Origin of the sequence: Mycobacterium sp. 852002-51613_SCH5001154, assembly GCF_001667425.1 — a bacterium.
GTDB lineage: Bacteria > Actinomycetota > Actinomycetes > Mycobacteriales > Mycobacteriaceae > Mycobacterium.
Genome location: NZ_LZII01000016.1, coordinates 1 through 25,894 on the forward strand (window position 1 = coordinate 1; position 25,894 = coordinate 25,894).

A 25,894-nucleotide genomic window follows, 5' to 3' on the forward strand; every position below is an offset into this window, starting at 1 on the left:
CGCCGCCGACTCCGCCGTCGCAGACGGATACCGCCGCTCGAAGTGCTCATCGAACTCCGCGATCACCGCGGGCGACGGCAACTTCGATTCGAACATACATTCGATTATGCCAGGGCGGTCTGACAACACCTACCTGCCCACTAGTCCCCTTGCCGGACCCAGGCAAAGATGTACAAGCTCATCGCCGTGACGAGCGCGATCAGCACCCATTGAACGATGGCCTGGTCGATCCACGAACCGGGCGGTGGTGCGCCGGGAAGGATGTTGCGCAGCGGGACGATGGCGAACAGGTTCGCGGCGTACCAGGTGGCGAACGGCGGCAGAAACTTCCTTCTGCCCAGCGCCATCGGAATGGCGACCAGCAGTGCCAGGGTGGGCAGGCTGATGAGGACCAGGCAGATGCCCAGGTCGAAGATCAGCGGGCCCTTGGCCCTCTTCAGGGTGATGACCACGTTCCCGTTGTCGGTGCCGCGCTGCGTCGGGAGCGCTCCGGGGTCGTGGACGCGGTTGACGGTGATGTCCCACCCGTCCAACTCCCCAGTCACCTCGACCCGGGCGGGCACCTTCTTCAGGTTGTCGCCCGACCCGACGAAGGCGTCGGCGGAGATCGGCTCGGTCCGGTAGGAGTCGAACGGCCAGTTGCCCGGATCGCCGTGCGCCACGACCGTGGTGCTGAGTTGCGCCGGCGCCTTGCCCTTCGGGTAGTGCAGGTCGCCCAGGTCGCTCGTCGGGTACAGGCGCACGGCGACGTCGGTGCCCAACACGTCGAATCTGTTGTCGTACGCCGAAATCCCCGGATAGACAAGCACATTCACCGCGAGCCGCTTGGCGACCGGCTTCAATTCCTCGACCTGCAGCTGCACGATGGTCGCGTCGCCCCCGCCCTGGCCCAGGTCCAGCGGAGGCAGCGGCCCCTCGGACCTCTCCAGCCAGTGGACGCCGAACAGGGAGAGCATGTAGGCCGTGACGACCACCGCCAGGACGGCGACCCCGATCACGATGCGCGGCCGCTTCGCCATGTGTTTGCGGGCCGGCGGTGCGGACGGTGTCGGTGCGTCCGATGGGGGCGGCGGTGCCGGCGCCGCGGGAGCCTCGGCGGTCATTGGTGAGCCGCTGATGTTTCAGGGCTCGTCGAGGGCCACACGTGGTCAGATGCTAGCGAACTCGCGCACACCGTGCGCGCCGATGCACGCCCCGTCACTCGCCGTCCATGCGGCGGTAACCCGCTCGTCGTTTCAGGTGTGGGCGGCGCCCCCGGGAACGGCCCGCGTTTGCTGCGTGACGCAGCGGAACCCGATGTGGGTGGTCGCGGTGTCCTGCGACTGCGGTGACCGCGCGGCCGGACGATAGCGGTGGCAGTACTCCGGCGCGCACAGGTGCGAACCGCCCTTCAGCGTCTGGCTGACGGCCGGATCCGCCGGCCCCGTTGGGGCGCAACACGCCTTCGGCGGCTCGTCGAGGCGGTGGTGCGCGGAGAACCTGGTGGCGGTCCACTCCCACACGTTGCCGATCATGTCGAGCAGGCCGAACCCGTTGGGGGGGAACGTGCCCACCGGCGATGTGCCCACCCAGCCCAGGGCGCCGTCGTTGCGGTATGGGAAGCGACCCTGCCAGGTGTTGGCCATCAGCCGACCGTCGGGGTTGGGTTCGTCCCCCCACGCGTACGTGCCCGCGCTCCCGCCGCGGGCGGCGTACTCCCACTCGGCCTCAGTCGGCAGCCGCCGGCCGGCCCACCGCGCGTACGCGGCGGCGTCGGGGTAGGCCACCTGCACCACCGGGTGATCGGCCAACTCGGCGATGTCGCTGTCCGGGCCGAACGGGTGCCGCCAATTCGCACCCGGCACCCAGTCCCACCACTGCCGCCAGTCGCGCAGGTCGACCGGGCCGGGAGTGGGACGAAAGACCATGGCGCCCGGACGCAGATCGGCCGGGTCCGCCCCCGGGTACAGCGCCGGGTCGATGGGTTGCTCGGCAACCGTCACATAGCCTGTCGCGGAGACGAATTCGGCGAACTGCGCATTGGTCACCGGGTGTCGCTCCACCGCGAATGAGGCCACGGTGACGGTGTGGATCGGCGCCTCTTCGGGATAGAAGCTGGTGCACCCCATGCGGAACGATCCGCCCGGTAGGTCGACCAGCTCGGTGAGCACCAGTCCAGGGTACGAGCGGCTCAGTCGGATTGCCGATACCACGTGAGCATGTACAGCCCCATCGCCCCGACAAGCGCGAGCAGCACCCAGATCACCAACGCCTGGTCGATCCATGCCCCGGGTGGTGGCGAGCCGGGAAGGAAGTTGCGGATGGGTATGACGGCGAACAGCATCGCCGCGAACCATGTCACGAAGGGCGGCACGAATTTGCGCCTCCCCAAGGCGATCTGGATGGCCACCGCGAACGCCAAGGTCGGCAGGGCGAAGAGGACAAGGCAGATGCCGAGGTCGAAGATCAGCGGACCTTTGGCCCGGTGCAGCGTGATGACCACGTTGTCCGGCCGGTCCGATTCCTGGCTGGCTTCACCGACGCGCTGGACGCTCACGTCCCAGCCATCCAACGCGCCGGTGACCTCGACCCGGGCGGGGATGTATTGGCGGGCGTCGCCCTGGCCAACGAGAACATCGGCCGAGAGTGTATCCGTGCGATACGAATCGAACGGCCAGTCGTTGGGGTTTCCGTGTGCCTCGATCGTGGTGGCAACCTGCGCCGGCGACTTCCCCGCCGGGTATTGCAGATCGCCCAGGTCGTTGGGCGGATCCATCCGGACCGCGGTGTCGGTCTTCAACACGTCAAGGCGTTTGTCGAACATCGAGTCTTCGGGTATCACAAGCACTTTCACCGTCAGGCGATTGGCGATGGTGTCCAGCTTCTCGAGGCGGACCAACACGACGGTGTCACCGGTTGCGTTCAAGTCCGGCGGCTTGAGTGGGGCCCCGGAATTGGCCAGCAGGTGGAAGCCGAACAGGGACAACGCATAGACCGCAACGAAGGCCAGCAGGGCGCCGAGGCCGATGACGAGGCGCCGCCTGGGCTTGCGCGACTGCGTTTCGGGCCGCGCCAACGTCGTAGTGCCGGGCGAAGGCGTTGCTGGCGTTGCGGGCTGCTGCTGCGGCGGCGTGTGATGGGTCATCTTCCTGCCTTCGTCGAGGTTGACCGATCCGCCGCCCTGGGCGGCACGAGACAGATGGTAGCGAACTCGATGTGCTCGCGGGGCGAAAATAGATATCGGTCGCCATCAGGCATGTTGGGCCGACGCCGCCAGCGGCAGGCCGCCGGGCAGCGAATCCTTCCCAGGGCGACTCGTCCGCTCCCCGCGCACACCGGCATCTCGCATGGCCAAAGGATCAGTTCACCCGATGTTTGTTTGCTTGCCGGCTGGGATAACGGTAATTCTCGACGTGTGTCGAAATGGGGCGAAGCCCCTCTGCTCGCCGTCGCCGCCGGGCCCCACCCCCAGGAGCCAACCAACGTGAAGCGCAATCTACCGGCGGCAGCCATCAGCCTGTTCGCTGCGGCGGCAGTGGCGGTCTCAGCATGCAGCACCGACTCCCACCCGACGCTGGCGTATGCCGCCGGCGCAAAGGTGGAGTGCGGCGGCAAGCAGGCTCTGACCGCCAGCGGCTCGACCGCGCAGGCCAACGCGATGACGAAGTTCGTCGCCGCCTACGGGAAGGTCTGCGCCGGGCAGACCCTCAACTACACCGCGAACGGATCGGGCGCCGGAATCAGCGACTTCCTCGCCGGCAAAACGGATTTCGGCGGGTCGGACACGCCGCTGTCCGGAGACCAATATGCCGCGGCCAAACAACGCTGCGGCGGAGCCGACGCGTGGAACCTCCCGGTGGTGTTCGGCCCGCTGGCCATCACCTACAACCTCGGCTCGGTCGACTCCTTGGTGCTCGACGCGCCGACGATAGCCAAGATCTTCGACGGCACCATCACCCGATGGGATGACCCGGCGCTTACCGCGCTCAACGCATCGATGCCGGCCGAAGAGATCCGTGTCATCTACCGCAGCGACGCGTCCGGGACCACCGACAACTTCCAGTCCTACCTGCAGGCCGCGTCCGGCGGGGCCTGGAGCAAGGGCGCCGGCAAGGCGTTCAACGGCGGCGTCGGCACCGGCGCCGCCGGCAACAACGGCACCGCGGCACTGGTGAAATCGACCGAGGGCGCAATCAGTTACAACGAGCTGTCTTTCGCGCTGCAGCAAGGGCTTTACGCCGCCGAGATCAAAACCCCGGCGAGCCGCAGGTCGCTCCGGCCGGTGCGGATCGGCACCGACACCGTCGGCAAGACCATCACCGGCGCCAAGATCGTCGGCAGCGGCAACGACCTGGTGCTCGACATCTCGTTGTTCTACAACCCCGCCCAGCCGGACGTCTACCCGATCGTCTTGGCCACCTACGAGATCGTCTGCTCGAAGTACCCGACGCTGGACGTCGCCAAGGCGGTCAAGGCGTTCCTGCAGGCGGCGATCGGACCCGGCCAGGTGGAGCTGGCGAACAGCGGCTACATCCCGCTGTCGCCCAACTTCCAGGCCAGGGTCTCGAGCGCCGTCGACGCGATCAGCTCGATGGAGGCACCGAATCCGGAGTAGGCGTCAGGCCCTCTTCGGCGGCTTTTTCTCGCGGGATCGCCACCAGGCGACGATGAACAGGGACATCGCAGTGACCAGCCCTATCAGTACCCATAGGACGACGGCCTGGTCGATCCAGGAACCCGGCGGTGGAGATCCTGGCAGGAAGTTGCGCAGCGGGACGACGGCGAACAGCAGCGCCGCGAACCAGGTTCCCAACGGCGGCAGGAAGGTGGTCCGGCCCAACGCCATCGGGATGGCCACCCACAATGCGAGCACCGGCAGGGCGATGAGGACCAGGCAGATGCCGACGTCGAAGATCAGCGCGCCCTTGGACCGTTGCAGCGTGATGATCAAGTCGTCCTGCACATCGGGGTTGGCGTCCTCGGGGTCGTGGACGCGGGTGACGGTGGCGTCCCAGCCGTCCAACTTTCCGGTCGCCTCGACGCGGGCAGGTGCCTTCTCGCGGCTGGCGCCGGTACCGGTGAACACGTCGGCGGCGATGACCTCGGTCTTGTAGGCGTCGAACGGCCAGTTGGCGGGATCGCCGTGCGCGACGATGGTCGTGCTGACCTGCGCCGGCGATTTTCCTACCGGGTATTGCAGGTCGCCGAGGTCGTTGTCGGGATACAGGCGCACCGCGGCGTCGGTGGTCAGCACCCCGAAGTTCTTGTCGTACAACGAATCCTTGGGGTAGACGGTCACATTCACCGTCAGGCGGTTCGCGACGGTATCCAGCTTCTCCAGGCGGACCTGAACGACGCTGTCTTCGGCCTCCACCTTGCTCAAATCCACCGAGGGAAGCGGGGGCGCCGACTTTGCCAGCAGGTGCACGGCGATCAGCGAGAGAGCGTAGATGACGATGAGGGAGGCGACTATTCCAAAAGCGATGGCGATTTGCCGACCCCGGTGGTCGGCGGGCGCCGGCGGCGCGGGAGGCGCCGGAGTCCCGGCGGTCATTGAGGCATCACGGGCCAAATGCTAACAGGGACAACGGCGAATTTCAGGGGATAATGACGGCGAATTGCTGCATTACCGTCGATTTAGCCGCTTCGAAACCGGGCGCTTTGCCGGGCCCCTCCAGATGGATGGCGACCAGGTACGCCTGGGTGTTGGTCCGGATGTGGGCGATGCGGTCGGCGAACTCGTTTGCTCCGGCCCCGCCATTGGTCCCGCTGAGCAGCTGGCTGCTGTAGCCGCAGAATTGGGCCGCTGTGACGGTGACCTTGGCCCCGGGGTGCGCCGTCCCCAAGTCGGTGGCATAACGCAGGAACGCGCCACCGGGGTCGAGGTCGGTGCGGGCGATGGTCACCCGTACCGACATGCCGTCGGGGCCGGTCGACGTCAACGCCACGTCGCCCGTGCCGGGAACCGCATTCCAGCCGTCGGGCAACGGGACCGTGAGCACGGGCGCCACCGGGTCCGCCACGGAGGCCTTGGTCATCGACCCGCTGGTGGGCGGCGGGAAGCACACCAAGGCATTGGGCGGAATGTGGTCGGGCAGGGTGGTCTCGATGCCGGGCACCGGCTCGGCCGGGTCGGAAGCTCGCGTGGTGGCCGAAGTTGACGAGGCGGTGCCACCGATGGCCGTTCCGCCGGTGGTCTTCTCACATCCCACCGCAGCGAGCGCCAACAAGCACAGCACCAGGGCTTCAGTCGCGCGAAAAGGCAAGCGCAATTTCGGCTTCCACGTCTACATAGGGCCGGCCGGACAGGTCGACGGTGACCTGCGCGATGGTGCCCCCGGTGAACGAGAACGGCGCTTTGTAGCGGCTGCACACTGCCGAGCCGCCGTTGCGGCCGACGGTGATCCCGGCACCCGCGATCCCGAACGTTCCGGGATGGGTCTGCACGTCCGCGAGCGTGCCGACCACTTCGTCGTCGATGAACAACGTGACGTCGCCGAGCGGCGTGTGGCTGTCCGGCACGGTCCCGGTCCGCGAATAATTCACGCCGAGCAGATGCCTGCCGAGCGGCACCGCGCCCGATGAGGAGACCGTCTGCTGGCGCTCGCCCAGGAAGTTGTAGACGTAATGCAGCCGCCCGTCCTGGACGAACAACACGTGCCCGCCGTGGGCGCCGCCGTGTTTGAACAGCACCCCTTCCGCGCCGGTGGTGTCCACGCTCACCTCGGCCAGCACCGCGAACGACCTGCCGCGGATTTCTGCGGCGGCGCCGCTGCTCACGTCCGCGCAGTCGGGATAGTAGATGTAGCTGGTCCGGTCACCGACGAGGTAAGGGCGAAATCGCGTCATCGTCTCCAGGATGTTCAGGTCCGACAGCGGCAACCCGTTGTACTTGGCGGCCTCGGAGAACCACATCGCCTTGAGTTCTTCGTGTTTGTCCGGGTGCTCGGCGGCCAGGTCGTGACACTGGCTGCGGTCGGCCTCGATGTGGAACAGCTCCCAGCGGTCGGCGTCGAAGTGCGACCAGCCCGCCGGCGTGGCCGCGTGGACGGTGTTGGCGAACCAGCCCTGATGCCAGATGCCGCGGGTGCCGAGCATGGAATAGAACTGGGTCTGCTTCCCGGTGTTGGCGGCCGAATCAGCAAGGGCCGCTTTGAAACTCACGCCGTCCAGTGGCTTCTGCGCGATGCCCCGCACGGTGTCGGGGGGCGTCATGCCCAGCAGGTCGTAGACCGTGGGCGTGATGTCGCAGACGTTGACGTAGTTGTCGCGGATCTCCCCATGTGCGGCAACACCATTGGGCCACGAGATGATCGCCGTGTCGGCGATGCCGCCCTCGTGCGACGCGTACCGCTTGTACAGCTTGTACGGGGTGTTGAAGGCCATCGCCCAGCCGATCGGGTAATGGTTGTAGGTCTCCGGGCCGCCGAGGTGGTCGAACAGCTTCATGCTCTCTTCGACGGTGTCGATGTAGCCGTTGAAGAACTTGCCCTCGTTGACCGATCCGTTCGGGCCGCCCTCCCCGCTGGCGCCGTTGTCGGAGATCACCACGATGAGGGTGTTGTCCAGTTGACCGGATTCCTCCAAATAGTCCAGGATGCGGCCGATTTGGGCGTCGGTGTAGCTGAGGAAGCCGGCAAACACCTCGGCCATTCGGGAGAACAGCTTCTTCTCGTCGGCGTTCAGCGAGCCCCACGGCCGCACCGTGTCCTGCAGCGGCCAGGGCTCGCCCTGCGGTCCCTTGACGTCCAGGTACGGGTTGACCGGCGACAGCTCGGTGTCCGGCGGCACGATGCCCATCGACTTCTGGTTTTCCAGCACGATCTCGCGGTAGGCCTCGTAGCCCATGTCGAAGCGGCCGGCGTAATGGTCCGCCCATTCTTTGAAGACGTGGTGCGGCGCGTGCCCGGCGCCCGGGCACACGTAGCTGAACCAGGGCTTGTCCGGCGCGATCACCTTGGCGTCGCGGATGAACTCGATGGTCTTGTCGGCGATGTCCTTCGAAAGGTGATAGCCGTCTTCCGGCGTGCCCGGCGGGTTGACCGGATGGTTGTCGTAGACCAGGTCGGGATACCACTGGTCGGTCTCGCCGCCCAGGAAACCGTAGAACCGCTCGAAGCCGCGCGAGATGGGCCAATGTCGTTTCGTCGAAGCGAGATTGGATTCTTCGAGCGGCGTCAGGTGCCACTTGCCGACGCAGTACGTGTTGTAGCCGCGCTCGGCCAGCACTTCGGAGAGCAGCGCGGTATCGAACGGGATCCGGCCGTTGGCGTTGGGGAAGGCGTCGGTGAACTCCTCGATGGTGGCCATGCCGACGGTGGTGGCGTTGCGGCCGGTCAACAACGACGCCCGGGTCGGCGAGCACAGCGCGGTGGTGTGAAATTGCGACAGCCGTACACCACGCTCGGCGATGCGGGTCATGGCGGGCATCTCGACCAGGCCGCCGAAACAGTCCCACGTCGCGATGCCGGTGTCGTCCCAGACCAGGTACAGGATGTTGGGCGAGTTCTCCGGTGCGGTCGGGGCGGCGTACGGGCCCCAGTCCGGCTCGGAGTCCCGGATATCCAGCTCGATCTTGCCTTGAAAGGCATGGGAGTCAGGCGACATGCGCCGAGCGTAGCGCCACCGCGGGAATTCCGATCCTTTTTCCCTGCGGCGTTACGCTCGGCACAGCGAAACGCCCGAGACCCTAAGGTCCCGGGCGTTTCGATGTCCCGTGGGGGCTACTTGGCCTTCTCGAGGATTTCGACGAGCCGCCACCGTTTGGTCGCCGACGTCGGACGCGTCTCCATCAGCGAGACGCGGTCGCCGATGCCCGCGGTGCTGTTCTCGTCGTGCGCCTTCACCTTCTTGGTGGTACGGATGATCTTGCCGTACAGCGGGTGACGCACGCGGTCTTCCAGCTCGACCACGATGGTCTTCTGCATCTTGTCGCTCACCACGTAACCGATGCGGACCTTGCGCCGGCCACGCACCTTCGGGTTGGCCGGAGTGTGCTTGGGGCCCTTCTCTTTCGAGGCGGTGTCCTTTGCGGCCGCCTTCGGAGCCGCCTTCGGGGCCGCCTTCTTCGCTTCTGCCATCAGGATTCCTTACCGTCGGGCCCGGAAGCCAGGCCCAGTTCTCGTTCGCGCAGCACGGTGTACACGCGCGCGATCTCCTGTCGCACCGCGCGCAGCCGGCGGTTGTTGGACAGCTGCCCCGTCGCCATCTGGAAACGCAGGTTGAACAGCTCTTCCTTGGATTCGCGCAGACGCTCGGTCAGCTCCTCGTCGGTGAGCTCACGCAGTTCGCCAGGCGAAATTCCCACTGCCATCAGAACTGATCCTCTCGGGTCACGATGCGTGCCTTGATCGGCAGCTTGTGGATTGCACGGGTAAGGGCCGCCCGGGCCACCTGCTCGTTGGGGTAGCTCAGCTCGAACAGCACGCGGCCCGGCTTGACGTTGACCACCCACCATTCCGGCGAGCCCTTACCCGAACCCATCCGGGTTTCGGCGGGCTTCTTGGTCAGCGGGCGGTCCGGGAAGACGTTGATCCACACCTTGCCGCCACGCTTGATGTGGCGGTTGATCGCGATACGCGCGGACTCGATCTGCCGGTTGGTGACGTAGGCGTGCTCCAGGGCCTGGATGCCGTAGTCACCGAAGTTCACCGCCGTGCCGCCGCTGGCGATGCCACGCTGGCGGGGGTGGTGCTGCTTGCGGTGTTTAACCCTGCGGGGAATCAACATGATTCAGCTCTCCGTGCTCTGCGGTTCTGCGGCGGGCGCGGCCTCGGCCGCTGCGGCCGCAGTGCTTTCTTCGGCGCCCGCGGCGGCCCGGCCGGCCTCGGTGCTGGTCGCCGTGGTCCCCGACGCACCGCTGCGCCGGGGGCGCGTGCCCGACGGACGCTCGCGGCGCGGACGGTCGGCGCCCGCCGGAGCGGCTACGGCCAGTTCGCGTTTCCCGCCGACGATGTCGCCCTTGTAGATCCACACCTTCACACCGATCCGGCCGAAGGTGGTCTTGGCCTCGTACAGGCCGTAGTCGATGTCGGCGCGCAGCGTGTGCAGCGGCACCCGCCCCTCGCGGTAGAACTCCGAGCGGCTCATCTCCGCACCGCCCAGGCGACCCGAGCACTGCACCCGGATGCCCTTGACGTTGGGCTGACGCATCGCCGACTGGATGGCCTTACGCATCGCGCGGCGGAACGCCACCCGGTTGCTCAGCTGCTCGGCGACGCCCTGGGCCACCAATTGCGCCTGGGACTCAGGATTGCGGACTTCGAGGATGTTGAGCTGAACCTGCTTGCCGGTCAGCTTCTCCAGGTCCGCACGGATGCGGTCGGCCTCGGTGCCGCGGCGGCCGATGACGATGCCGGGGCGCGCGGTGTGGATGTCGACGCGCACCCGGTCGCGGGTGCGCTCGATCTCCACGTCGGCGATGCCGGCGCGCTCCAGCCCGGTGGACAGCAGCTTGCGGATCGCGACGTCTTCCTTGACGTAGTCCGCGTACTGCTTGTCGGCGTACCAGCGGGACTTCCAGTCGGTGGTGATACCCAGCCGGAAGCCGTGCGGATTTATCTTCTGGCCCACTAGTCTGAGCCTCCCTTCGCTTCCGAGGTCTCAGCAGTTGCCTTCGAAGTCTTCGCCTCGGCGGTTTTCGCCGCAGCCTTCTTCGCGGGTGCCTTCTTGGCGGGTGCCTTGGTGGCGGCCTTCTTCGCGGGCGCCTTCGCGGCGGCCTTGCTGGCCTCGGCGCGGCGGGCCCTCGTCGACTTCGCCGAACGCTGGTCCTTGGCCGGCCGGCTCTCCACCACGACCGTGATGTGGCTGGTGCGCTTGCGGATCCGGAATGCGCGACCCTGGGCGCGCGGACGAATGCGCTTGGCGGTCGGGCCCTCGTCGGCGTACACCGTGGCGACCACCAGGGTGGCCGGGTCCAGCCCGTTGTTGTTCTGCGCGTTCGCCGCGGCGCTGGCGATCACCTTGGCTACCGGCTCGCTGGCCGCCTGGGGCGCCCAGCGCAGGATGTCGAGCGCGTCGGCCACCGACCGGCCCCGCACCAGGTCGATCACCCGGCGTGCCTTCGTCGGTGAGACCCGCACGAACCGCGCCTTGGCGACCGCCGACGGGAATTCAGTTGTGGTCATCGCCGTTTGGCCTTCCGGTCGTCCTTGATGTGTCCCTTGAAGGTTCGCGTCGGCGCGAATTCACCAAGCTTGTGACCGACCATCGACTCGGTGACGAACACCGGGACGTGCTTGCGTCCGTCGTGGACGGCAAAGGTGTGACCGATGAAGTCCGGGATGATCGTCGAACGCCGAGACCAGGTCTTGATGACCTGCTTGGTGTTCTTCTCGTTCTGAACGTCCACCTTCTTGAGGAGGTGGCCGTCGACGAACGGGCCCTTCTTCAGGCTGCGTGGCATGTGCTTGTACTCCTAGTCCCGGAACTTCCTCAGCGACCGTGCTTCTTGCCGGTGCGCCGGCGCCGGACGATGAGTTTGTTGCTGGCCTTGTTCGGGTGGCGGGTGCGGCCCTCCGGCTTGCCCCACGGGCTCACCGGGTGGCGACCACCGGAGGTCTTGCCCTCACCACCACCGTGCGGGTGGTCCACCGGGTTCATGACCACACCACGGACCGAGGGGCGCTTGCCCTTCCACCGCATCCGGCCGGCCTTGCCCCAGTTGATGTTTGCCTGCTCGGCGTTGCCCACCTCGCCGACCGTGGCGCGGCAGCGCACGTCGACGCGGCGGATTTCACCGCTGGGCATACGCAGCGACGCGTAGGTGCCCTCTTTACCGAGCAGCTGGATGCTCGAGCCGGCGGACCGGGCCAGCTTGGCGCCACCGCCCGGCCGCAGTTCCACGGCGTGGATCACGGTACCGGCGGGGATGTTGCGCAGTGGCAGGTTGTTGCCGGGCTTGATGTCGGCGTTCGCGCCCGACTCCACCACGTCGCCCTGCGAAAGGCCTTGCGGCGCGATGATGTAACGCTTCTCGCCGTCCAGGAAGTGCAGTAGCGCGATGTTGGCGGTCCGGTTCGGGTCGTACTCGATGTGCGCGACCTTGGCGTTGACGCCGTCCTTGTCGTTGCGACGGAAGTCGATCACCCGGTAGGCCCGCTTGTGGCCGCCGCCCTTGTGGCGGGTGGTGATGCGGCCGTGTGCGTTACGGCCACCGTGGCCGTGCAGCGGGCGCACCAACGACTTCTCCGGCTCCGACCGGGTGACCTCGGCGAAGTCGGACACGCTGGAGCCGCGGCGGCCGGGGGTCGTCGGCTTGTACTTACGAATTGCCATGTCTAATCAGGTCTTTCTCTCGCGCGCGGCTAGGCCGGGGCCCCGAACAGGTCGATGGGCTTGCTACCGGGCGCCAGCGTGACGATGGCCCGCTTAGTGCCCTTGCGCTTGCCGTATCCGGTCCTGGTGCGCTTGCGCTTACCCTGCCGGTTTGCGGTGTTCACCGATGCGACCTTGACAGAGAAGATCTTCTCGATGGCGATCTTGATCTGCGTCTTGTTCGAATCGGGGTGCACCACAAAGGTGTACACGTTGTCGTCCAGCAGCCCGTAGGACTTTTCCGAGATGACCGGGGCCAGGATGATGTCGCGGGGGTCGGTGATGGTCGCCATCTACGCCGTTACCTCCTCGGTGCTAGCGGTGCTGGCGCCCGCCTGGGCACTGATGTAGGCGTTGAGCGCCTCAACGCTGAACACCACGTCGTCGGAGCGCAGCACGTCATAGGTGTTGAGCTGGTCGGGCGTCAGGATGTGCACACCGGGCAGGTTGCGCACGCTCTTGGCGCCGGCCTCGTCGCTGCGGCCGATCACGATCAGCACCTTCTTGCGGTCGGTCAGCGTGCCCAGAAATGCCCTAGCGTTCTTGGTCGACGGCGTCTGGCCCGACACCAGCTCGGTGACCGCATGAATGCGGCCGTTGCGCGCCCGGTCCGACAAGGCGCCGCGCAACGCCGCGACGATCATCTTCTTGGGGGTGCGCTGGGCGTAATCGCGGGGCTTGGGGCCGTGCACGACGCCACCGCCGGTGAACTGCGGGGCCCGCGTCGAACCCTGACGGGCACGACCGGTTCCCTTCTGCCGGTATGGCTTACGTCCACCGCCGCTGACCTCGCCGCGGGTCTTGGTCGAGTGCGTGCCCTGGCGAGCCGCCGCCCGCTGCGCGGTGACCACCTGGTGCATCAACGCGATATTGGCCGGGGCGTCGAACAATTCGGCCGGCAATTCGACGGAGCCGTCGACCTTGCCGTCCGGCGTCTTGACGTCAATCTTGAGTGTCTGGCCTTTGGTCGCCATTACTTCTCACCTCGTTTGATCGCGCTGCGGACCACCACGAGCCCACCGGTGCGGCCTGGGACCGCGCCCTTGATCAGCAGCACGCCGTTCTCGGCATCAACCTTGTGCACCACCAGGTTCTGCACGGTCACCCGGTCGTTACCCATCCGGCCGGCCATCCGGGTGCCCTTGAAGACGCGCGCGGGAGTGGCGCAGCCGCCGATGGAACCGGGACGGCGGTGCACCGCCTGCGCACCGTGGCTGGCGCCCTGGCCCTTGAAGCCGTGGCGCTTCATGGTGCCGGCGAAGCCCTTGCCCTTGGAGGTACCGGTCACGTCGACATAGGCGCCGTCGGCGAAGATCTCCGCCGTCAGCTCCTGGCCGACTTCGTATTCGCTGGTCGCGGCCTCGTCATCCAGCCGCAGCTCGGCGAGGTGCCGGCGCGGGTTCACGCCCGCGGCGCTGTACTGACCGGTCACCGGCTTGTTCACCTTGCGGGGGCTGATCTCGCCGTAGGCCAGCTGGACGGCGCTGTAGCCGTCGCGCTCGGGCGTGCGGATGCGGGTGACCACGTTGGGCCCCGCTTTGACCACCGTCACGGGGACGACCCGGTTGTTCTCGTCGAACACCTGCGTCATGCCCAGCTTGGTACCCAGAATGCCTTTTCTTGCCATGAGTTCACCAAGCCCCTACTGGATGTTGACGTCGACACTGGCCGGAAGGTCGATGCGCATCAGCGCGTCGACGGTCTTCGGCGTCGGGTCGAGGATGTCGATCAACCGCTTGTGAGTACGCATCTCGAAGTGCTCCCGCGAGTCCTTGTACTTATGCGGAGAGCGAATGACGCAGTACACGTTCTTCTCAGTCGGCAGCGGCACCGGACCTACGACACTGGCACCCGTGCGGACGACGGTCTCGACGATTTTGCGCGCCGATGCGTCGATGGCCTCATGGTCGTAGGCCTTGAGCCTGATGCGGATCTTTTGTCCCGCCACGCTTCTCCTACCCTCACTCCACTTACAAAAATCCGTGTCCGGACCTGGTGCTCCCAGCGCGCTGATCGAGCCCGGGTCAACCCTGGGCCGATCGAGCGTCGCGCCGGATACTGCGCCGCTGTTTACCTGTCGTGGTCCACCGGCCCCCGCGGTCGGGTGTGTCACCCTCACGCAGCCTGGACCGCGGCAAAATTTGTCGCGCTCCAAGGATGGGACCGGACGCGCCCGTTTGGGCGCTGGTCGTATGCCCGACCAGGCGCAAACCCGGCCCAAGGCAACCTGAACAGTATGCCCTAGATCGTGGGTTTGGCCAAATCCCGGCCGAACGCCGCCGACGCGGCCCCGCCGGGCGGCCAACCCGCTGGTCAGCGGCCGTAGCCGGCCTCAGGCACCCGCCGATTCGACGCTCGCCGCGTCGGCCCGGTTGTGTGCGCGCTGAACATAGAGGAAACCGTCGACGGACGCGAGCGCGCACTCGCGGTAATCGAAGTCGGGAAGCGTGGAAAGGCGCCCCAGCACTAGGGGGCCGATGAGGAGCGCGATGGCCCGGGAGCGGTCCACCTCGCCGAGTTCGGCGGCCTCCGGGCTGTCGAAGATGGCGTCGAACGGGGCCGCGTACTGCTGGGCGATGCGCTCGCGCAGCGTGGTGATCGCCGCGCTGTCCGCCGCCTGACTGTCGCGGGGTTCCGGCATCTCGTCCAGGTCGCGGCCCAGGGCCAGCCACGACATCGCCGTCATGACGGCGGGCGCCTGGGCCACCGACTCGGCCTGCGCCAACACCACCGCCACCAGGCGGTCGCGCAGCGAACCCTCGGCCGGCGGCGCGGGTGACGGCGGGATGAGGCTGTTGAAAGCCGCTGCCAGCAAATCGTTTCCGCTCGGGAAGTGGCGATACAACGTGGCCCTCGCGACGTTGGCGGTACGGGTGACCGCGTCGACGGTCACCGCGCTGGGACCACCGGAACTCAGCAGCGCGGCGGCGGCCTCGAGCAAACGGGCCCGCGAGCGCGCTGGGCGGGGGTCGCTGGTACTGCCAGTGATTGTGATCCACCTCCCTGTTTGGAAACGAGACTATCGGTCTACCTACAAGACTGTCGGTCTCGAAACTTCCCAACGCCACCGTGAGGAGGCGCATCATGGTCGAAACCCTGGTCCGGCCTGACCAGCGTACTGATGCGGTCAGCATCGGCAATAGTCCCCGAGCGCGAAACTGGACGCTGGCCGTCGCCTGCATGGGAGTCGCCCTGGTTGTCGCCTCGATGACGGCCTTGAACACCGCGCTGGGAGACCTCGCGGTGGCCACCTCGGCCACCCAGTCCCAGCTGAACTGGATCGTCGACGGATACACCGTGGCCCTGGCGTGTCTGCTCTTGCCCGCCGGCGCGATCGGCGACCGCTACGGCAGGCGCGGCGCCCTGCTGATCGGTTTGGTGGTCTTCTCGGTCGGCTCGATGGCTCCGGCGATGCTGCACAGCCCGGCGCAGATCATCGCCGGCCGCGCGGCGGCCGGGATCGGCGCCGCCTTCGTGATGCCGGCGACGCTGTCGCTGCTGAGCGTGGCCTATCCGAAAGCCCAGCGCACCAAGGCGGTTGGGATCTGGGCCGGCACGGCCGGATCCGGTGGCGTGCTGGGCATGATCGGTTCCGGTTTGCTGCTTCGCTTTTGGGACTGGCACGCGATCTTCTGGTCACTGGGCGCCGCCGGGCTGGTGATCTTCGCGCTGGCGTGCACCGTCGCTTCGTCCCGCGACAGCGGCGCCCCGCGGATCGATGGGCTGGGCGCGGTCCTGATCGGCGCCGCGCTGGCGATCGCCGTGGCGGCGATCCTGGAAGCGCCGACCCGCGGATGGAGCGACCCCCTGGTCTGGGGCGGGCTTGTCGCGGGCGCGGTGCTCGCGGCGGCGTTCGGTGCCGTCGAGCTGCGCCTCGCCTGGCGCAGCAGGCAACCCCTGCTCGACGTCCGGTTGTTCGCCGACCCGAATTTCGCCACCGGCGTCGCCGCGATCGTCATCCTGTTCGGCGCCACGTTCGGGTTCTTCTACATCGGCATGCAATACGTGCAACAGATCATGGGCTACTCGGCCCTGGCGACGGCAATCTCCTTCGGCCCGTTCATGGTGCCGCTGGGCATCTTCTCGGCGCTGTCGTTCTGGTACGTGCCCAAGCTGGGCCTGCGGCTGGTGCTGTTCATCGGCACGCTGCTGATGGCGGTCGGCTTCGCGTGCATGTACCGGTTGAACCTGCACTCTTCCTATCTGGAATTCGCCTGGCCCACACTGATCCTGGCAACCGGCATCGGAATCTGCACGGCACCGACGACATCGGCGATCATGGGAGCGGTGCCCGACGAGAAGCAGGGCGTCGCCTCCGCGGTGAACGATACGTCCCGGGAGATGGGCGGCGCGTTGGGAATCGCGGTGGCGGGTTCGATTCTGGCCGGCCGCTATTCGCACGAGCTCGCCCCGAAGCTGGCGGGCTTTCCCGGGCCGGTCCGGGGGCCGGCCACCGATTCGCTGGCCAAGGCGGTCGAGGTGGCGGGCCGGATGGGGCCCCAGGGCCGCCAGCTGGCCGACATCAGCAAGTCCGCGTTCCTGGCGGCCTTGCACGCGTCGACCATCACGATGGCCGTGATCGTCGCCGCCGCCGCGCTGCTGATCGCGGTTTGGGCGCCGGGCCGCGACGGCCGGCAGCTTCGGCCGGTACGCGGGATGCTGTCCGGCCGCCATCGCTGACACGCCGCCGGGGCGCGACCGCTTCGGCCAATGCTGTTGTCCGACAGCGGGTTCAACGCTTGAAAATGTCTGCCGGTTCTGGTATCACCAGACGTATATCGACAGATACAGATCATCTCTGCGAGCGAGGTGGATGTGGTGTTGATGGGTGTTGCGAGCGTGGTCGAGCCGGTATGCCCGGTGATGCATGAGGCGGCGGCGATCGTGGAGGCCGAATGGGTACGCCTGAGGCGAGAGAGCGAGCCGGCTCGGCACCCCAGCTGTGAGTTTCCCACGGCGCGGCGCTGCCGGCGCCAGACGAGCACCCTGGTGTCCACCGAATCGACGCGCGCCGGCCGCGCGGCGCACACCCTCGGGCGGCGGACTCGCTGGCCGGCCTCCCTGATCTGGGCCCGGCAGCGTTCACCTCCGGCCTGCCGGCATGTTTCACGCATCGGCGAAGGGAGGTAACCGAGAAGAGACAAGCACGGGTAATCGAACAGTGAAATGGCGACCGTGCAGTCCACGAATATTGCGACGCTATTGTCGCGTGACGCACCACCTGCGCGCGCACTGCCACTCGACGTGGCCATCTACGTGGACCGCATGAACAATCGCCGCTCGCGGGGCGGGCCTCATGCCTCAGCCTTGAGGCCCGCCCTCACGCACGCATCACCGAACGAATTCGGCGGCGCGATGACCGAGCATGACGATGCTGGCGTGCGGCCCCCGGCTGGTGATTTCGGGCAGGATCGAGCCGTCGATCACCCAAAGGTTGTCGATACCGTGCACCCGGCAGCGATGGTCTACGACGGCTCGCGGGTCGGTATCGGCGCCCATCGGCGCTGTGCCGCAGAGATGTTGCGACGTGGACCATACGGGTTCACCGACATGCGTTGCGGTACGCGCCAATTCGCGGGCAAGTTCGGCGCCTTGGCGTAGCGCCGCGACGTCTTCGGGCTCGCTGTCGTAGCGGTGCTCGATGCGGGGCGCCGCCTCGGGATCCGCCGACGCCAGCGCAATACGCCCCCGTGCGCGCGGCCGCATGAGCGCAACCCCGATGTGCGGCCAGTCGGCATGACCGGCGGTGCCGTCCCCGGTCATCGCGACGAATCCCCCTGTGTACGGTCTGATCTCGAGCCCGTCGGCGGTGCTGAGTACGACTTCGAGCACCGGCCGGCCGGGAGCCACCGTCCAGTCGGTGGGCAACACCCATTCGGGGTGATCGCTGAACGACGTCCCCACCGGCAGCGGCTTCACCACGGGTACGCCGACGGACCGCAGCCCCTTCTCGGCTCCGATGCCGGAGAGCATCAGCAGCTGCGCCGTTTGGATGGCGCCGGCACACAGCACGATCCGGTCCGCGGTCAGCGTCAAGCGGCCGTGCGGGCCGATCGCGTCGACACCCGCGGCGGCGGCGCCGGCGAAGCGCAACCGCGCGGCGCGCGTCCGGGAGTGCAATGTCAGATTCGGCCGGCGCAGCGCCGGCAGCAGAAATCCCGCGCCGGATCCGGTACGCACACCGTCCACGATGTTGAGCGGGACGGCGCCTACTCCCGAAACCAGTTCCGGCCCACAGTCATTGAGATCTTCGATCCAGTCGAACCCGGCGCGCTGCGCGGCGGTGATGAAACGCTCGGTGGTTCCCGTCATTTCGTGGGTACGACGGACCCGGATGGGACCGCTGTCGCCATGGGCCGGCCCGCTGAAGTCCAGGTCGGTCTCGATGGCGCGGAAGCTTTCGAGGACGTCGGACCAGGCCCAGCCGGGTAGCGATAACCGGTCGAAGTCGCGCGGCAATCCGCGGCAGAAGTAGCCGCCATTGATTGCGCCCGAGCCACCGACCGTCGCCCCGCGCACGATCGGATGCGCGCGCATGGGTCGATCGGTCAGGCTGGTCTGATAACGGCACACCAGCGGGCTGCCGACCCCGATCGGCAGCTGCAACCCGTTCGCGGTCTGAGCGAGCAATCCCGGATCATCGAGGGCCGGCCCCGCCTCGAGGACGGTCACCGCGCAGCCCGGCTCGGCAGAAAGACGTTCGGCGACAACCGATCCAGCGCTACCGGCACCGACGATCAGCACGTCGCTGTGCGGGGCGGCCTTACTCAAGGGCGGGTCAAGGTGGCGGCTAGCTCCGAATCTGGGGTTTCAGCGCCCGCAGGTTGCGCTCCCGCACCACTCCCCACCACAACCCGAGGCCGTACGCCAGGTCGTCGACACGCTTGAGCAACAGATAGGTCAACAGGCCGATCGGTTCGGCATCGTCGCCGATGGCGTCGCGGCGCCGCAGCCAGTCCACCACGCCGTCCATGATCGCCGCGACCAGCACGACGCGTCGGAAGTGTCGCGACAGCGTGGCGGCAAGCAGCGCCACCGGCCAATAGTGCCGACACAGGGCCGACGCCAGCTGCAGTGCCGCCGACCACAGGCCACGGGTCGCGATCATCGCCACGTCGGCGATGGACGTCTCGGCGCCGCGCATCGCCCTGGCGATCCTGCGGCCGGTCAGGACGGCGACGACGATGGACGCCAGCTGGGACAGGCTGGTCCCGAACGCCATCAGGATCCAGGTCATCAGCGCCCAGCCGGAGATCACCACCGGGGCCGTCTTGTCCGGGTGGCGAACCGAGAGCGGGGCCGCCGATCCACCATAGAACGCCTTGCGCGCGAGCCAATCCCGCAGTTCGGTGCGGTGGTCGTGGGCGACCAGCGCGATGGGTTCGTAGCGCAGCCGGGCGCCGGCCTCGATGAGCCGCCAACACAGGTCGACGTCTTCGCCGGATTGCAGGGTCTCGTCGAACCCGCCGACACTGCGCAGGGCGGAGCACCGACAGATGATCGCCGCGCTGGGCACGTAGGACACCTGGCTGTGGGGCAGCACCGGCGCTTCGCGCTCGCCGAGGTCGAGCGACGAGTGCAGCGCCTCGTAACGGGCCACCACATTCTCACTGTGCGACAAACCGACGATGCGCGGCGCGGACAGGGCCACGGTGGGATCGCAGAAATGCCCGAGCAGCGCCTCCAGCCAGCCGCGCCGCGGAGCGACGTCGGAATCCAGAAACGCGACGTAGTCGGTCCTGCAGGCGGCCAACCCGGTGTTGCGGGCGGCGGCCGGGCCTCTGGAGCGGGAGTGCCGCAACACTTCGACGTCGCAGTGCGCGCCGACGAAGTCGTCGGGCTCGATCGGCGGGCTCGAACCGTCGTCCACCACGATGACCCGCAGGCCGCGCAGCGAGCTCACCAAGCGGCGCACCCCGGAAAGGTTGTCGCGCACCGGAATTACCACGGTGACGTCGTGGTGCGACGGGCCGCCCGCCGGCCGCGGATGCGCCACCGTGGCGTCGAGCAGGGTGCGGGCCAGCTGGGCGCTGACGTCGTCGCGAACCTTCAGCCGGCCGTCGCACAGCATGTCCTGGGCGGCCGGCGCCAGCTTCAGCAGCCGGGTCGGTGAACCACCGAGCAGCGCCGAGCCATCACCGAGCACCCGCACCCGCCGGTCGACCTGGACGGCGAAGCCATCCGGCAGCCGGGCCGCCGTCATGTAAGCATCCCGTCGCGCCCGGGCGACCACCGGGCCACTCGCCGGACACAGCCGTCGACCATCTCGGCAAGGATGCGCTTGCCTTCGGCGGCGGTCGCGGTTGTCGGGTCCCCCAGCACGCCCACGGGGCTGACCGCCGCGACTCCCCCGCGCCGCATCGACGGGAGTAATTCCGGCAGCGGCGCCCGGTTGCCGGTGAGCCATCGGTCGGTCAGCACGTCGCCGGGCGAGATGTGCAGCAACATCGATGTTTCGGTGTGCCCGGCGTGGGCATCGCCACCGTCGGCCAGGCATGGGCACCAGCCGGCGTCGCGTCCCTCGGCCCGCAGTCGCGCCACCGCAGCGGTCAGCGCGGCGACGTTGCCGCCGTGGCCGTTGACGAAGACCAGGCGATTGGCCCAGCTAGCGGCCGACCGGCCGTACTCCACGAGCAGCATCGTCAGGGCTTCGGTGCCGATGGAGATCGTTCCGGCGAAACTCTGGTGCTCGCCGCTGGCGCCGTAGGCGATGGCCGGCGCCAGCAACCACTCGCGCTCGAGGATCGCTTCGAGACCGGCCCGAACCCCCCGGGCGACCGCGGTGGCGATCCGGGTGTCGGTGTCCAACGGCAGATGCGGGCCGTGCTGTTCGGTCGACCCCAGCGGGATCAATATCGACGGCGAGGTGCCCGATAGCTGGCTTGACGTCGCCATTGCCAATTCGCCGAGTACGGGCACTCGGTGATGGTAGGACGAATTCACCTGGCGTGCACCAATTGTTGTTCGGAGAAAACATTTTTTTTCTGACTGGTTCATCAGGGGTTCTAAATTTGTGCTCGTTCGTCACGGGTACCACGCGTGTACCACCGTTTCGGGGCCGCCGAGCATTCCGGATAAATCTGCCCGGGATTCGGTAATTAGCCGATCAGGCGTCCCCGCCGGACGGGACCCCGAGCGCCCGGGTGAAGCCGGCGGGCACCAAGATGTCCTCCGGGCCGAGGTCGTGGACGCTGGCGTGGCCCAGACCCATCAGCGCCGAGTCGATGCCCCCGCGCAGGATGTCGAGCACGTTCTCCACGCCCGCCTGGCCGGCCGCGGCGAGGCCCCACAGGTAGGCGCGGCCGATCATCACCGCGCGCGCCCCGAGCGCCACGGCCTTGACGACGTCGCTGCCGCGGCGGATGCCACCATCGAGCAGCACCTCGACCTCATCGCCCACCGCGGCGGCCACGGCGGGCAGCGCGCGGATGGAGGCCGGCGTGCCGTCGAGGTTGTTACCACCGTGGTTCGACACCGAAATCGCCGAAACCCCGGCATCCACAGCCCTTTTCGCGTCGTCAACACGCATCACGCCCTTGAGCATGAAGGGACCGCCCCACAGCTCGCGTAGCCACGCGATGTCCTCCCACGTCGGGGGCGGCGTACCCATCCACTCGCCGTAGGCCGCGAAGAAGGGCGGGCCGGGTTCACCGGGGCGACCCTGGTTGGGCACCCGCAAATCCGGCGGGCGCAGTGTCTTGCCGTATTTCCACAGCCAGCGTGGCTTGAACACCGCTTCCGGAGACTGCCGCAGGACGGTCCGCAGGTTCATCGCTTCGGGAATCTGGGGACTACCCCAGTCGCGCCCGTGGGAGAACGACCAGTCGGTGGTGACGATCAAACCGACCGCACCGGCCTGGCGCGCCCGTTCCACCCGCTCGGCGATCGCGTCGCGCCCGCCCAGCCAGTACACCTGGAAGAAGATTTTGGGATTGGCGGCGACGACCTCCTCGATCGGTTTGCTGGCGAAAGAGGACAGGCCCATCGCCGTTCCCCGCGCCGCCGCTGCCCGCGCGACCGCGACCTCACCGTCCGGGTCGACCGCCTGGACACCGGTTGGCGAAATCAGCACCGGCATCGAAATATCTTGTCCCATCACGGTAGTCGATAGGTCGCGCTTTTCCTGCGCGCCCACGACGTGCGGGGCGAATCCCAGTTCACCGAACGCCGCGACGTTATCGGAGACAGTGACTCCCTTTTCGCTTCCCGCAAGCAGCGCCGAGTAGACGGATTTCGGCAGTCGCCGCTTCGCGCGCTGCTGCGCGATGGCAACGGTTTCAAACCACTGGCCGGCCATGGTCACACCGGGCTTTCGTTGCACAGCCGCGCGGGTGGCACGTCCGGTGGCCGCACGGACAGCGTCAAGGGCACCGGCTGGCGAACGCGCCGCCCGTGGGAATGGTCGGCCCGGGGGCGCGGCGTCTCGCGCCGGCGGGCCAGCGCCGACGCGCTGTGGCCCTGGACGCACTCGGGATCCGGCCCGTCCATCGGCAGGCCGGTGAAGAACTTGGCCGCCATGCAGCCGCCCCGGCAGGCGTCGTAGTGGCCGCAGCTGCCACACGCGCCCGCGGACTGCGGTTCGCGGAGCTCACGGAACAGCGGTGCGTTCTTCCAGACCTGGTCGAATCCACCGTCCGACAGCACATTTCCGGCCAGGAAGCGGTCGTGGATGGCGAACGGGCAGGCGTACACGTCGCCCACCGGGTCGATCAGGCACACCACCCGGCCGGCACCGCACATGTTCAGCCCGGCCAGCGCGCCGGAGGACCCCAGCGGCGACAGGTGGAAGAAGGAGTCGCCGGTGAGGACCCGCTCCCCCTTGGCGACCAGCCAGTCGTAGAGCTGCACCTGCTGCTCGGCGGTGGGGTGCAGGTCCTCCCAGACGTCGGCGCCGCGGCCCGAGGGACGCAGCCGGGTGATCCGCAGGGTGGCACCGTAACGGCTTGCCAGCGCGGCGAATTCGTCGAGTTGGTCGACGTTGTGCCGGGTGACCACGACGGAGATCTTCGCGTCGGCGAAGCCTGCACTGGCCAGGTTCTCCAGCGCGCGCACGGCCATGGCGAAGGACCCCGGGCCCCGGACCGCGTCGTTGACCTCCGCGGTGGCCCCGTCGAGCGAGATCTGGACATCGACGTAGTCGCTGGCGGCCAGCCGGGCGGCGACCTCTTCGGTGATGCGGACCCCGTTGGTGGAGAACTTCACCCCGACGTGGTGCGCGGTGGCGTAATCGACCAGCTCCCAGAAGTCCGGGCGCACGGTCGGCTCACCGCCGCCGATGTTGACGTAGAACACCTGCATGCGTTCGAGCTCGTCGATGATGTCCATGCACTGCCGGGTGGACAGCTCCCGCGGATCACGTTTACCCGAGGACGACAGGCAGTGCACGCACGCCAGGTTGCAGGCGTACGTCAGCTCCCACGTCAGGCAGATTGGCGCATCCAGCCCGCTCTCGAACTGCTCGATGAGCCGCGGCACTCTGGCCAGTCCGGCGGTCATGGAACCTCCTGAGGTACCAACATCTTCGAATCGGCCAACACGCCCAGCGCGTGTAGGTACGGCGCCTCACCCGAGTCGTCCACACCCGCCGCGCGGCAGGCGGAATGCACATCGGGATGGTCGGCCAGCGACCGCACCACCGTCAGGATGGTGCGGTTCTTGAGAAAAGACAGCTTGCGGGTGCCGAAGTGATAGAGCAGCGCCCCGAACGGTTCGGGTCGAACCGCCACCTGGGGGTGCAACCGCCAGCCGCGGTCGGGGTCGAACACGCGGGTCAGTACACCCCGCACATGCCGTCGATGGACACCTCTTCGACCAGGGTCTCGGCGACGAGCTGGGTCTCGGTCTCGGTTTCGTGGTCCACGGGTCATTGCCTTTCGTCGGTTCTTGACAACGATGGGGATCGAGTCACAAGCTTCGTCAGAATATGGCATCGAGTGCCGAAATGGAAGGGCGGGGTGTCATGGTGCCGCAGCCACGGGTGGGCCGTCGCCGCTCGACGACTCCGCACCACATCACCGACGTGGCCATCGAACTGTTCAGCGCCCGCGGTTTCGCCGACGTCAGCGTCGACGACGTCGCGCAGGCCGCCGGCATCTCGCGGCGGACGCTGTTCCGCTACTACGCGTCCAAGAACGCCATCCCCTGGGGCGACTTCGACACCCACCTCGCGCACCTGCGCGACCTGCTCGACAACGTCGATCCGCGGGTGCCACTGGGCCAGGCTCTGCGCGATGCGCTGTTGGCGTTCAACACCTTTGACGAGTCCGAGACCGCGCGGCACCGCCAGCGGATGCGGGTGATCCTGCAGACGGCCGAACTGCAGGCCTATTCGATGACGATGTACGCGGGCTGGCGCGAGGTGATCGCCGGCTTCGTGGCCCGCCGGTCGGACATCAAGACGACCGACCTGCTGCCCCAGACCGCCGCCTGGACCATGCTCGCGGTGGCGCTGTCGGCCTACGAGCATTGGTTGGGTGACGAGTCCGTCCCGCTGCCGACCGCGCTGGGCAACGCGTTTGACGTCGTCGGCGCCGGACTTGACAGGCTGGATCGGTGACCGGTGACCACCTGCTGCACACCCTGCGCGCGCAGGGACGGTTTTGCGCCGGCTCGGGCTCACCGATGTATGGGGAGCTTTTCGAGCTGGTGGCCATCGACGTCGCGGCCGGCGGCGTCTTCGCCGCCATCTTGTCCGGGCACGAGGACGACCCGTCGCGCCTTGCGGTGCCGCTGCGTCTGCTCGGCGGGCTGCACCGATTGGTGCTCGACGGCCGGGCAGCGCAATTGCGCCGGTGGTATCCCAGCACCGGGGGCAGCTGGGACGCCGAGTCGGCGTGGCCGGAGATCAAGGACGTCGCGGCCGGCCACTCCGAGGCGCTGCGGGCGGCGTTGCGGCAACCGCCCCAGACCAACGAGGTCGGGCGGTCCGCCGCGCTCATCGGTGGCCTGTTGCGCGTCAACCGTGAATTCGACCTGCCGATAAGGCTTTTCGAGATCGGATCGAGCGCGGGGCTGAACCTGCGCGGAGACCATTACGGTTACCGATTCGCCGGCGGCCAGTGGGGGCCGGATGATTCGCCGGTGACCATCGAGGATGCGTGGCGCGGCGCGCTGCCGCACGGCCGGGTACGGATCATCGAGCGGCACGGCTATGACATCGCACCCATCGACGTCACCGGGGCCGCCGGGGAGCTCACCGTGTTGAGCTACGTGTGGCCCGACCAGAGCGCCCGACTAGAGCGGTTGCGCGGCGCCATCGAGGTCGCCCGGCGTGTGCCGGCCGGGCTGGAGCGCCAGACGGCGGCCGACGCGGTCGCCGGCCTCACCCTGGCCGCGGGCGCGCTGACGGTGCTGTGGCATTCAATCACCTGGCAATACCTGTCCGACGGGGAGCGGGACACGGTCCGCGCCCGCGTTCACGCGCTGGGCGAGCAGGCGGATGAGCGATCGCCGTTCGTCCACCTCACCCTGGAGCCGGCGCGTGACCGGCCCGACTCACCAATCCGGTTCCTGGTGCGGGCGCGCCGCTGGCCGGGCGGCGACCTGGAGATTCTCGGCGAATGCCATCCGCATGGACCGCCGGTGCGCTGGCTGTGAGCGG

Annotated in this window: 29 protein-coding genes; 4 read left to right on the forward strand and 25 right to left on the reverse strand. The window is 67.8% G+C overall.

All coding sequences use genetic code 11. From position 1 onward, the window contains the following. Positions 1-140: 140 nt before the first annotated feature. The 3 genes from A5750_RS05120 to A5750_RS05130 all read right to left on the reverse strand — a co-directional run bounded on the left by A5750_RS05120 (position 141) and on the right by A5750_RS05130 (position 3,124). Positions 141-1,019 carry a DUF4436 domain-containing protein gene (locus tag A5750_RS05120; protein WP_066951897.1) on the reverse strand — a complete coding sequence of 293 codons (879 nt, stop codon included), beginning with the start codon at positions 1,017-1,019 and terminating at the stop codon, positions 141-143. A 216-nt stretch (positions 1,020-1,235) separates the two neighbouring features. Next, complete coding sequence (locus A5750_RS05125; RefSeq protein WP_066951900.1) at positions 1,236-2,150, reverse strand: formylglycine-generating enzyme family protein; 915 nt, start codon at positions 2,148-2,150, stop codon at positions 1,236-1,238. A 20-nt stretch (positions 2,151-2,170) separates the two neighbouring features. Continuing rightward, positions 2,171-3,124, reverse strand: a complete 954-nt coding sequence (locus A5750_RS05130; RefSeq protein WP_066951903.1) for a DUF4436 domain-containing protein — start codon at positions 3,122-3,124, stop codon at positions 2,171-2,173. Positions 3,125-3,463: 339 nt separating this feature from the next. Here A5750_RS05130 and pstS point away from each other — a divergent pair, with 339 nt between their 5' ends. Further along, a complete protein-coding gene (pstS, locus tag A5750_RS05135) occupies positions 3,464-4,594 on the forward strand; it encodes a phosphate ABC transporter substrate-binding protein PstS (protein ID WP_067261525.1) in 1,131 nt (376 codons plus the stop codon). 3 nt (positions 4,595-4,597) lie between these two features. On the opposite strand, the gene A5750_RS05140 is transcribed toward pstS, so the two are convergent. The 15 genes from A5750_RS05140 to A5750_RS05210 form a co-directional block, all read right to left on the reverse strand. After that, positions 4,598-5,533 (reverse strand): DUF4436 domain-containing protein, encoded by a 936-nt coding sequence (locus A5750_RS05140; RefSeq protein ID WP_066951906.1) that lies wholly within the window; start codon positions 5,531-5,533, stop codon positions 4,598-4,600. Between the two features lie 43 nt (positions 5,534-5,576). Beyond that, positions 5,577-6,218, reverse strand: a complete 642-nt coding sequence (locus A5750_RS26040; RefSeq protein WP_231989139.1) for a hypothetical protein — start codon at positions 6,216-6,218, stop codon at positions 5,577-5,579. Between the two features lie 7 nt (positions 6,219-6,225). Then, on the reverse strand, positions 6,226-8,586 hold the full coding sequence (locus A5750_RS05150) for an arylsulfatase (RefSeq protein WP_067261487.1): 2,361 nt from the start codon (positions 8,584-8,586) through the stop codon (positions 6,226-6,228). A 116-nt stretch (positions 8,587-8,702) separates the two neighbouring features. Then, positions 8,703-9,062: a 30S ribosomal protein S17 gene (rpsQ, locus tag A5750_RS05155; RefSeq protein WP_197505364.1), complete on the reverse strand. Its 360-nt coding sequence runs from the start codon at positions 9,060-9,062 to the stop codon at positions 8,703-8,705. Then, complete coding sequence (rpmC, locus tag A5750_RS05160; protein ID WP_066951916.1) at positions 9,059-9,292, reverse strand: 50S ribosomal protein L29; 234 nt, start codon at positions 9,290-9,292, stop codon at positions 9,059-9,061. Before rpmC ends, rpsQ begins: the two co-directional genes overlap by 4 nt. Then, positions 9,292-9,708, reverse strand: coding sequence for a 50S ribosomal protein L16 (gene rplP, locus A5750_RS05165; RefSeq protein ID WP_007167840.1), 417 nt, complete (start codon positions 9,706-9,708; stop codon positions 9,292-9,294). The genes rpmC and rplP overlap by 1 nt, the downstream gene beginning before the upstream one ends. 3 nt (positions 9,709-9,711) lie before the next feature. Further along, on the reverse strand, positions 9,712-10,551 hold the full coding sequence (gene rpsC / locus A5750_RS05170) for a 30S ribosomal protein S3 (RefSeq protein WP_066951917.1): 840 nt from the start codon (positions 10,549-10,551) through the stop codon (positions 9,712-9,714). Then, complete coding sequence (gene rplV / locus A5750_RS05175; protein WP_066951918.1) at positions 10,551-11,105, reverse strand: 50S ribosomal protein L22; 555 nt, start codon at positions 11,103-11,105, stop codon at positions 10,551-10,553. Before rplV ends, rpsC begins: the two co-directional genes overlap by 1 nt. Further along, positions 11,102-11,383, reverse strand: a complete 282-nt coding sequence (gene rpsS, locus A5750_RS05180; protein ID WP_066951921.1) for a 30S ribosomal protein S19 — start codon at positions 11,381-11,383, stop codon at positions 11,102-11,104. Before rpsS ends, rplV begins: the two co-directional genes overlap by 4 nt. 29 nt (positions 11,384-11,412) lie before the next feature. Continuing rightward, positions 11,413-12,255: a 50S ribosomal protein L2 gene (rplB, locus tag A5750_RS05185; RefSeq protein ID WP_066951922.1), complete on the reverse strand. Its 843-nt coding sequence runs from the start codon at positions 12,253-12,255 to the stop codon at positions 11,413-11,415. 29 nt (positions 12,256-12,284) lie between these two features. Further along, positions 12,285-12,587, reverse strand: a complete 303-nt coding sequence (gene rplW / locus A5750_RS05190; RefSeq protein WP_066951923.1) for a 50S ribosomal protein L23 — start codon at positions 12,585-12,587, stop codon at positions 12,285-12,287. Continuing rightward, the gene (rplD, locus tag A5750_RS05195; RefSeq protein WP_066951925.1) at positions 12,588-13,268 is read right to left on the reverse strand and encodes a 50S ribosomal protein L4; all 681 of its coding nucleotides are present in this window, start codon (positions 13,266-13,268) and stop codon (positions 12,588-12,590) included. Next, positions 13,268-13,921 (reverse strand): 50S ribosomal protein L3, encoded by a 654-nt coding sequence (gene rplC / locus A5750_RS05200; protein WP_067261490.1) that lies wholly within the window; start codon positions 13,919-13,921, stop codon positions 13,268-13,270. Before rplC ends, rplD begins: the two co-directional genes overlap by 1 nt. A gap of 15 nt (positions 13,922-13,936) precedes the next feature. After that, the gene (rpsJ, locus tag A5750_RS05205; protein WP_003873519.1) at positions 13,937-14,242 is read right to left on the reverse strand and encodes a 30S ribosomal protein S10; all 306 of its coding nucleotides are present in this window, start codon (positions 14,240-14,242) and stop codon (positions 13,937-13,939) included. Positions 14,243-14,626: 384 nt separating this feature from the next. Beyond that, entirely contained in the window at positions 14,627-15,235 is a 609-nt protein-coding gene (locus A5750_RS05210) for a TetR/AcrR family transcriptional regulator (protein ID WP_082948155.1), read from the reverse strand. Positions 15,236-15,378: 143 nt separating this feature from the next. Here A5750_RS05210 and A5750_RS05215 point away from each other — a divergent pair, with 143 nt between their 5' ends. Continuing rightward, complete coding sequence (locus A5750_RS05215; RefSeq protein WP_066951928.1) at positions 15,379-16,974, forward strand: MFS transporter; 1,596 nt, start codon at positions 15,379-15,381, stop codon at positions 16,972-16,974. A gap of 651 nt (positions 16,975-17,625) precedes the next feature. On the opposite strand, the gene mftG is transcribed toward A5750_RS05215, so the two are convergent. The 7 genes from mftG to mftA form a co-directional block, all read right to left on the reverse strand. Next, a complete protein-coding gene (gene mftG / locus A5750_RS05225) occupies positions 17,626-19,065 on the reverse strand; it encodes a mycofactocin system GMC family oxidoreductase MftG (RefSeq protein ID WP_066951931.1) in 1,440 nt (479 codons plus the stop codon). Positions 19,066-19,084: 19 nt separating this feature from the next. Beyond that, the gene (gene mftF, locus A5750_RS05230; protein WP_067261493.1) at positions 19,085-20,497 is read right to left on the reverse strand and encodes a mycofactocin biosynthesis glycosyltransferase MftF; all 1,413 of its coding nucleotides are present in this window, start codon (positions 20,495-20,497) and stop codon (positions 19,085-19,087) included. Further along, positions 20,494-21,237: a mycofactocin biosynthesis peptidyl-dipeptidase MftE gene (gene mftE, locus A5750_RS05235; RefSeq protein WP_066951935.1), complete on the reverse strand. Its 744-nt coding sequence runs from the start codon at positions 21,235-21,237 to the stop codon at positions 20,494-20,496. Before mftE ends, mftF begins: the two co-directional genes overlap by 4 nt. A 163-nt stretch (positions 21,238-21,400) precedes the next feature. Continuing rightward, on the reverse strand, positions 21,401-22,591 hold the full coding sequence (gene mftD / locus A5750_RS05240) for a pre-mycofactocin synthase MftD (RefSeq protein WP_067261495.1): 1,191 nt from the start codon (positions 22,589-22,591) through the stop codon (positions 21,401-21,403). 2 nt (positions 22,592-22,593) lie between these two features. Continuing rightward, positions 22,594-23,790 carry a mycofactocin radical SAM maturase gene (gene mftC, locus A5750_RS05245; protein WP_066951938.1) on the reverse strand — a complete coding sequence of 399 codons (1,197 nt, stop codon included), beginning with the start codon at positions 23,788-23,790 and terminating at the stop codon, positions 22,594-22,596. Continuing rightward, positions 23,787-24,059 carry a mycofactocin biosynthesis chaperone MftB gene (gene mftB, locus A5750_RS05250; RefSeq protein WP_231588695.1) on the reverse strand — a complete coding sequence of 91 codons (273 nt, stop codon included), beginning with the start codon at positions 24,057-24,059 and terminating at the stop codon, positions 23,787-23,789. The genes mftC and mftB overlap by 4 nt, the downstream gene beginning before the upstream one ends. A gap of 5 nt (positions 24,060-24,064) precedes the next feature. After that, on the reverse strand, positions 24,065-24,154 hold the full coding sequence (mftA, locus tag A5750_RS25740; protein ID WP_040621348.1) for a mycofactocin precursor MftA: 90 nt from the start codon (positions 24,152-24,154) through the stop codon (positions 24,065-24,067). Positions 24,155-24,253: 99 nt separating this feature from the next. On the opposite strand from mftA, the gene mftR reads away from it, so the two are divergent. Both mftR and A5750_RS05265 read left to right on the forward strand, forming a co-directional pair. Then, complete coding sequence (gene mftR, locus A5750_RS05260) at positions 24,254-24,850, forward strand: mycofactocin system transcriptional regulator (protein WP_197505362.1); 597 nt, start codon at positions 24,254-24,256, stop codon at positions 24,848-24,850. Beyond that, positions 24,847-25,890, forward strand: coding sequence for a DUF2332 domain-containing protein (locus tag A5750_RS05265; protein WP_066951939.1), 1,044 nt, complete (start codon positions 24,847-24,849; stop codon positions 25,888-25,890). The genes mftR and A5750_RS05265 overlap by 4 nt, the downstream gene beginning before the upstream one ends. The last annotated feature ends 4 nt before the right edge of the window (positions 25,891-25,894 follow it).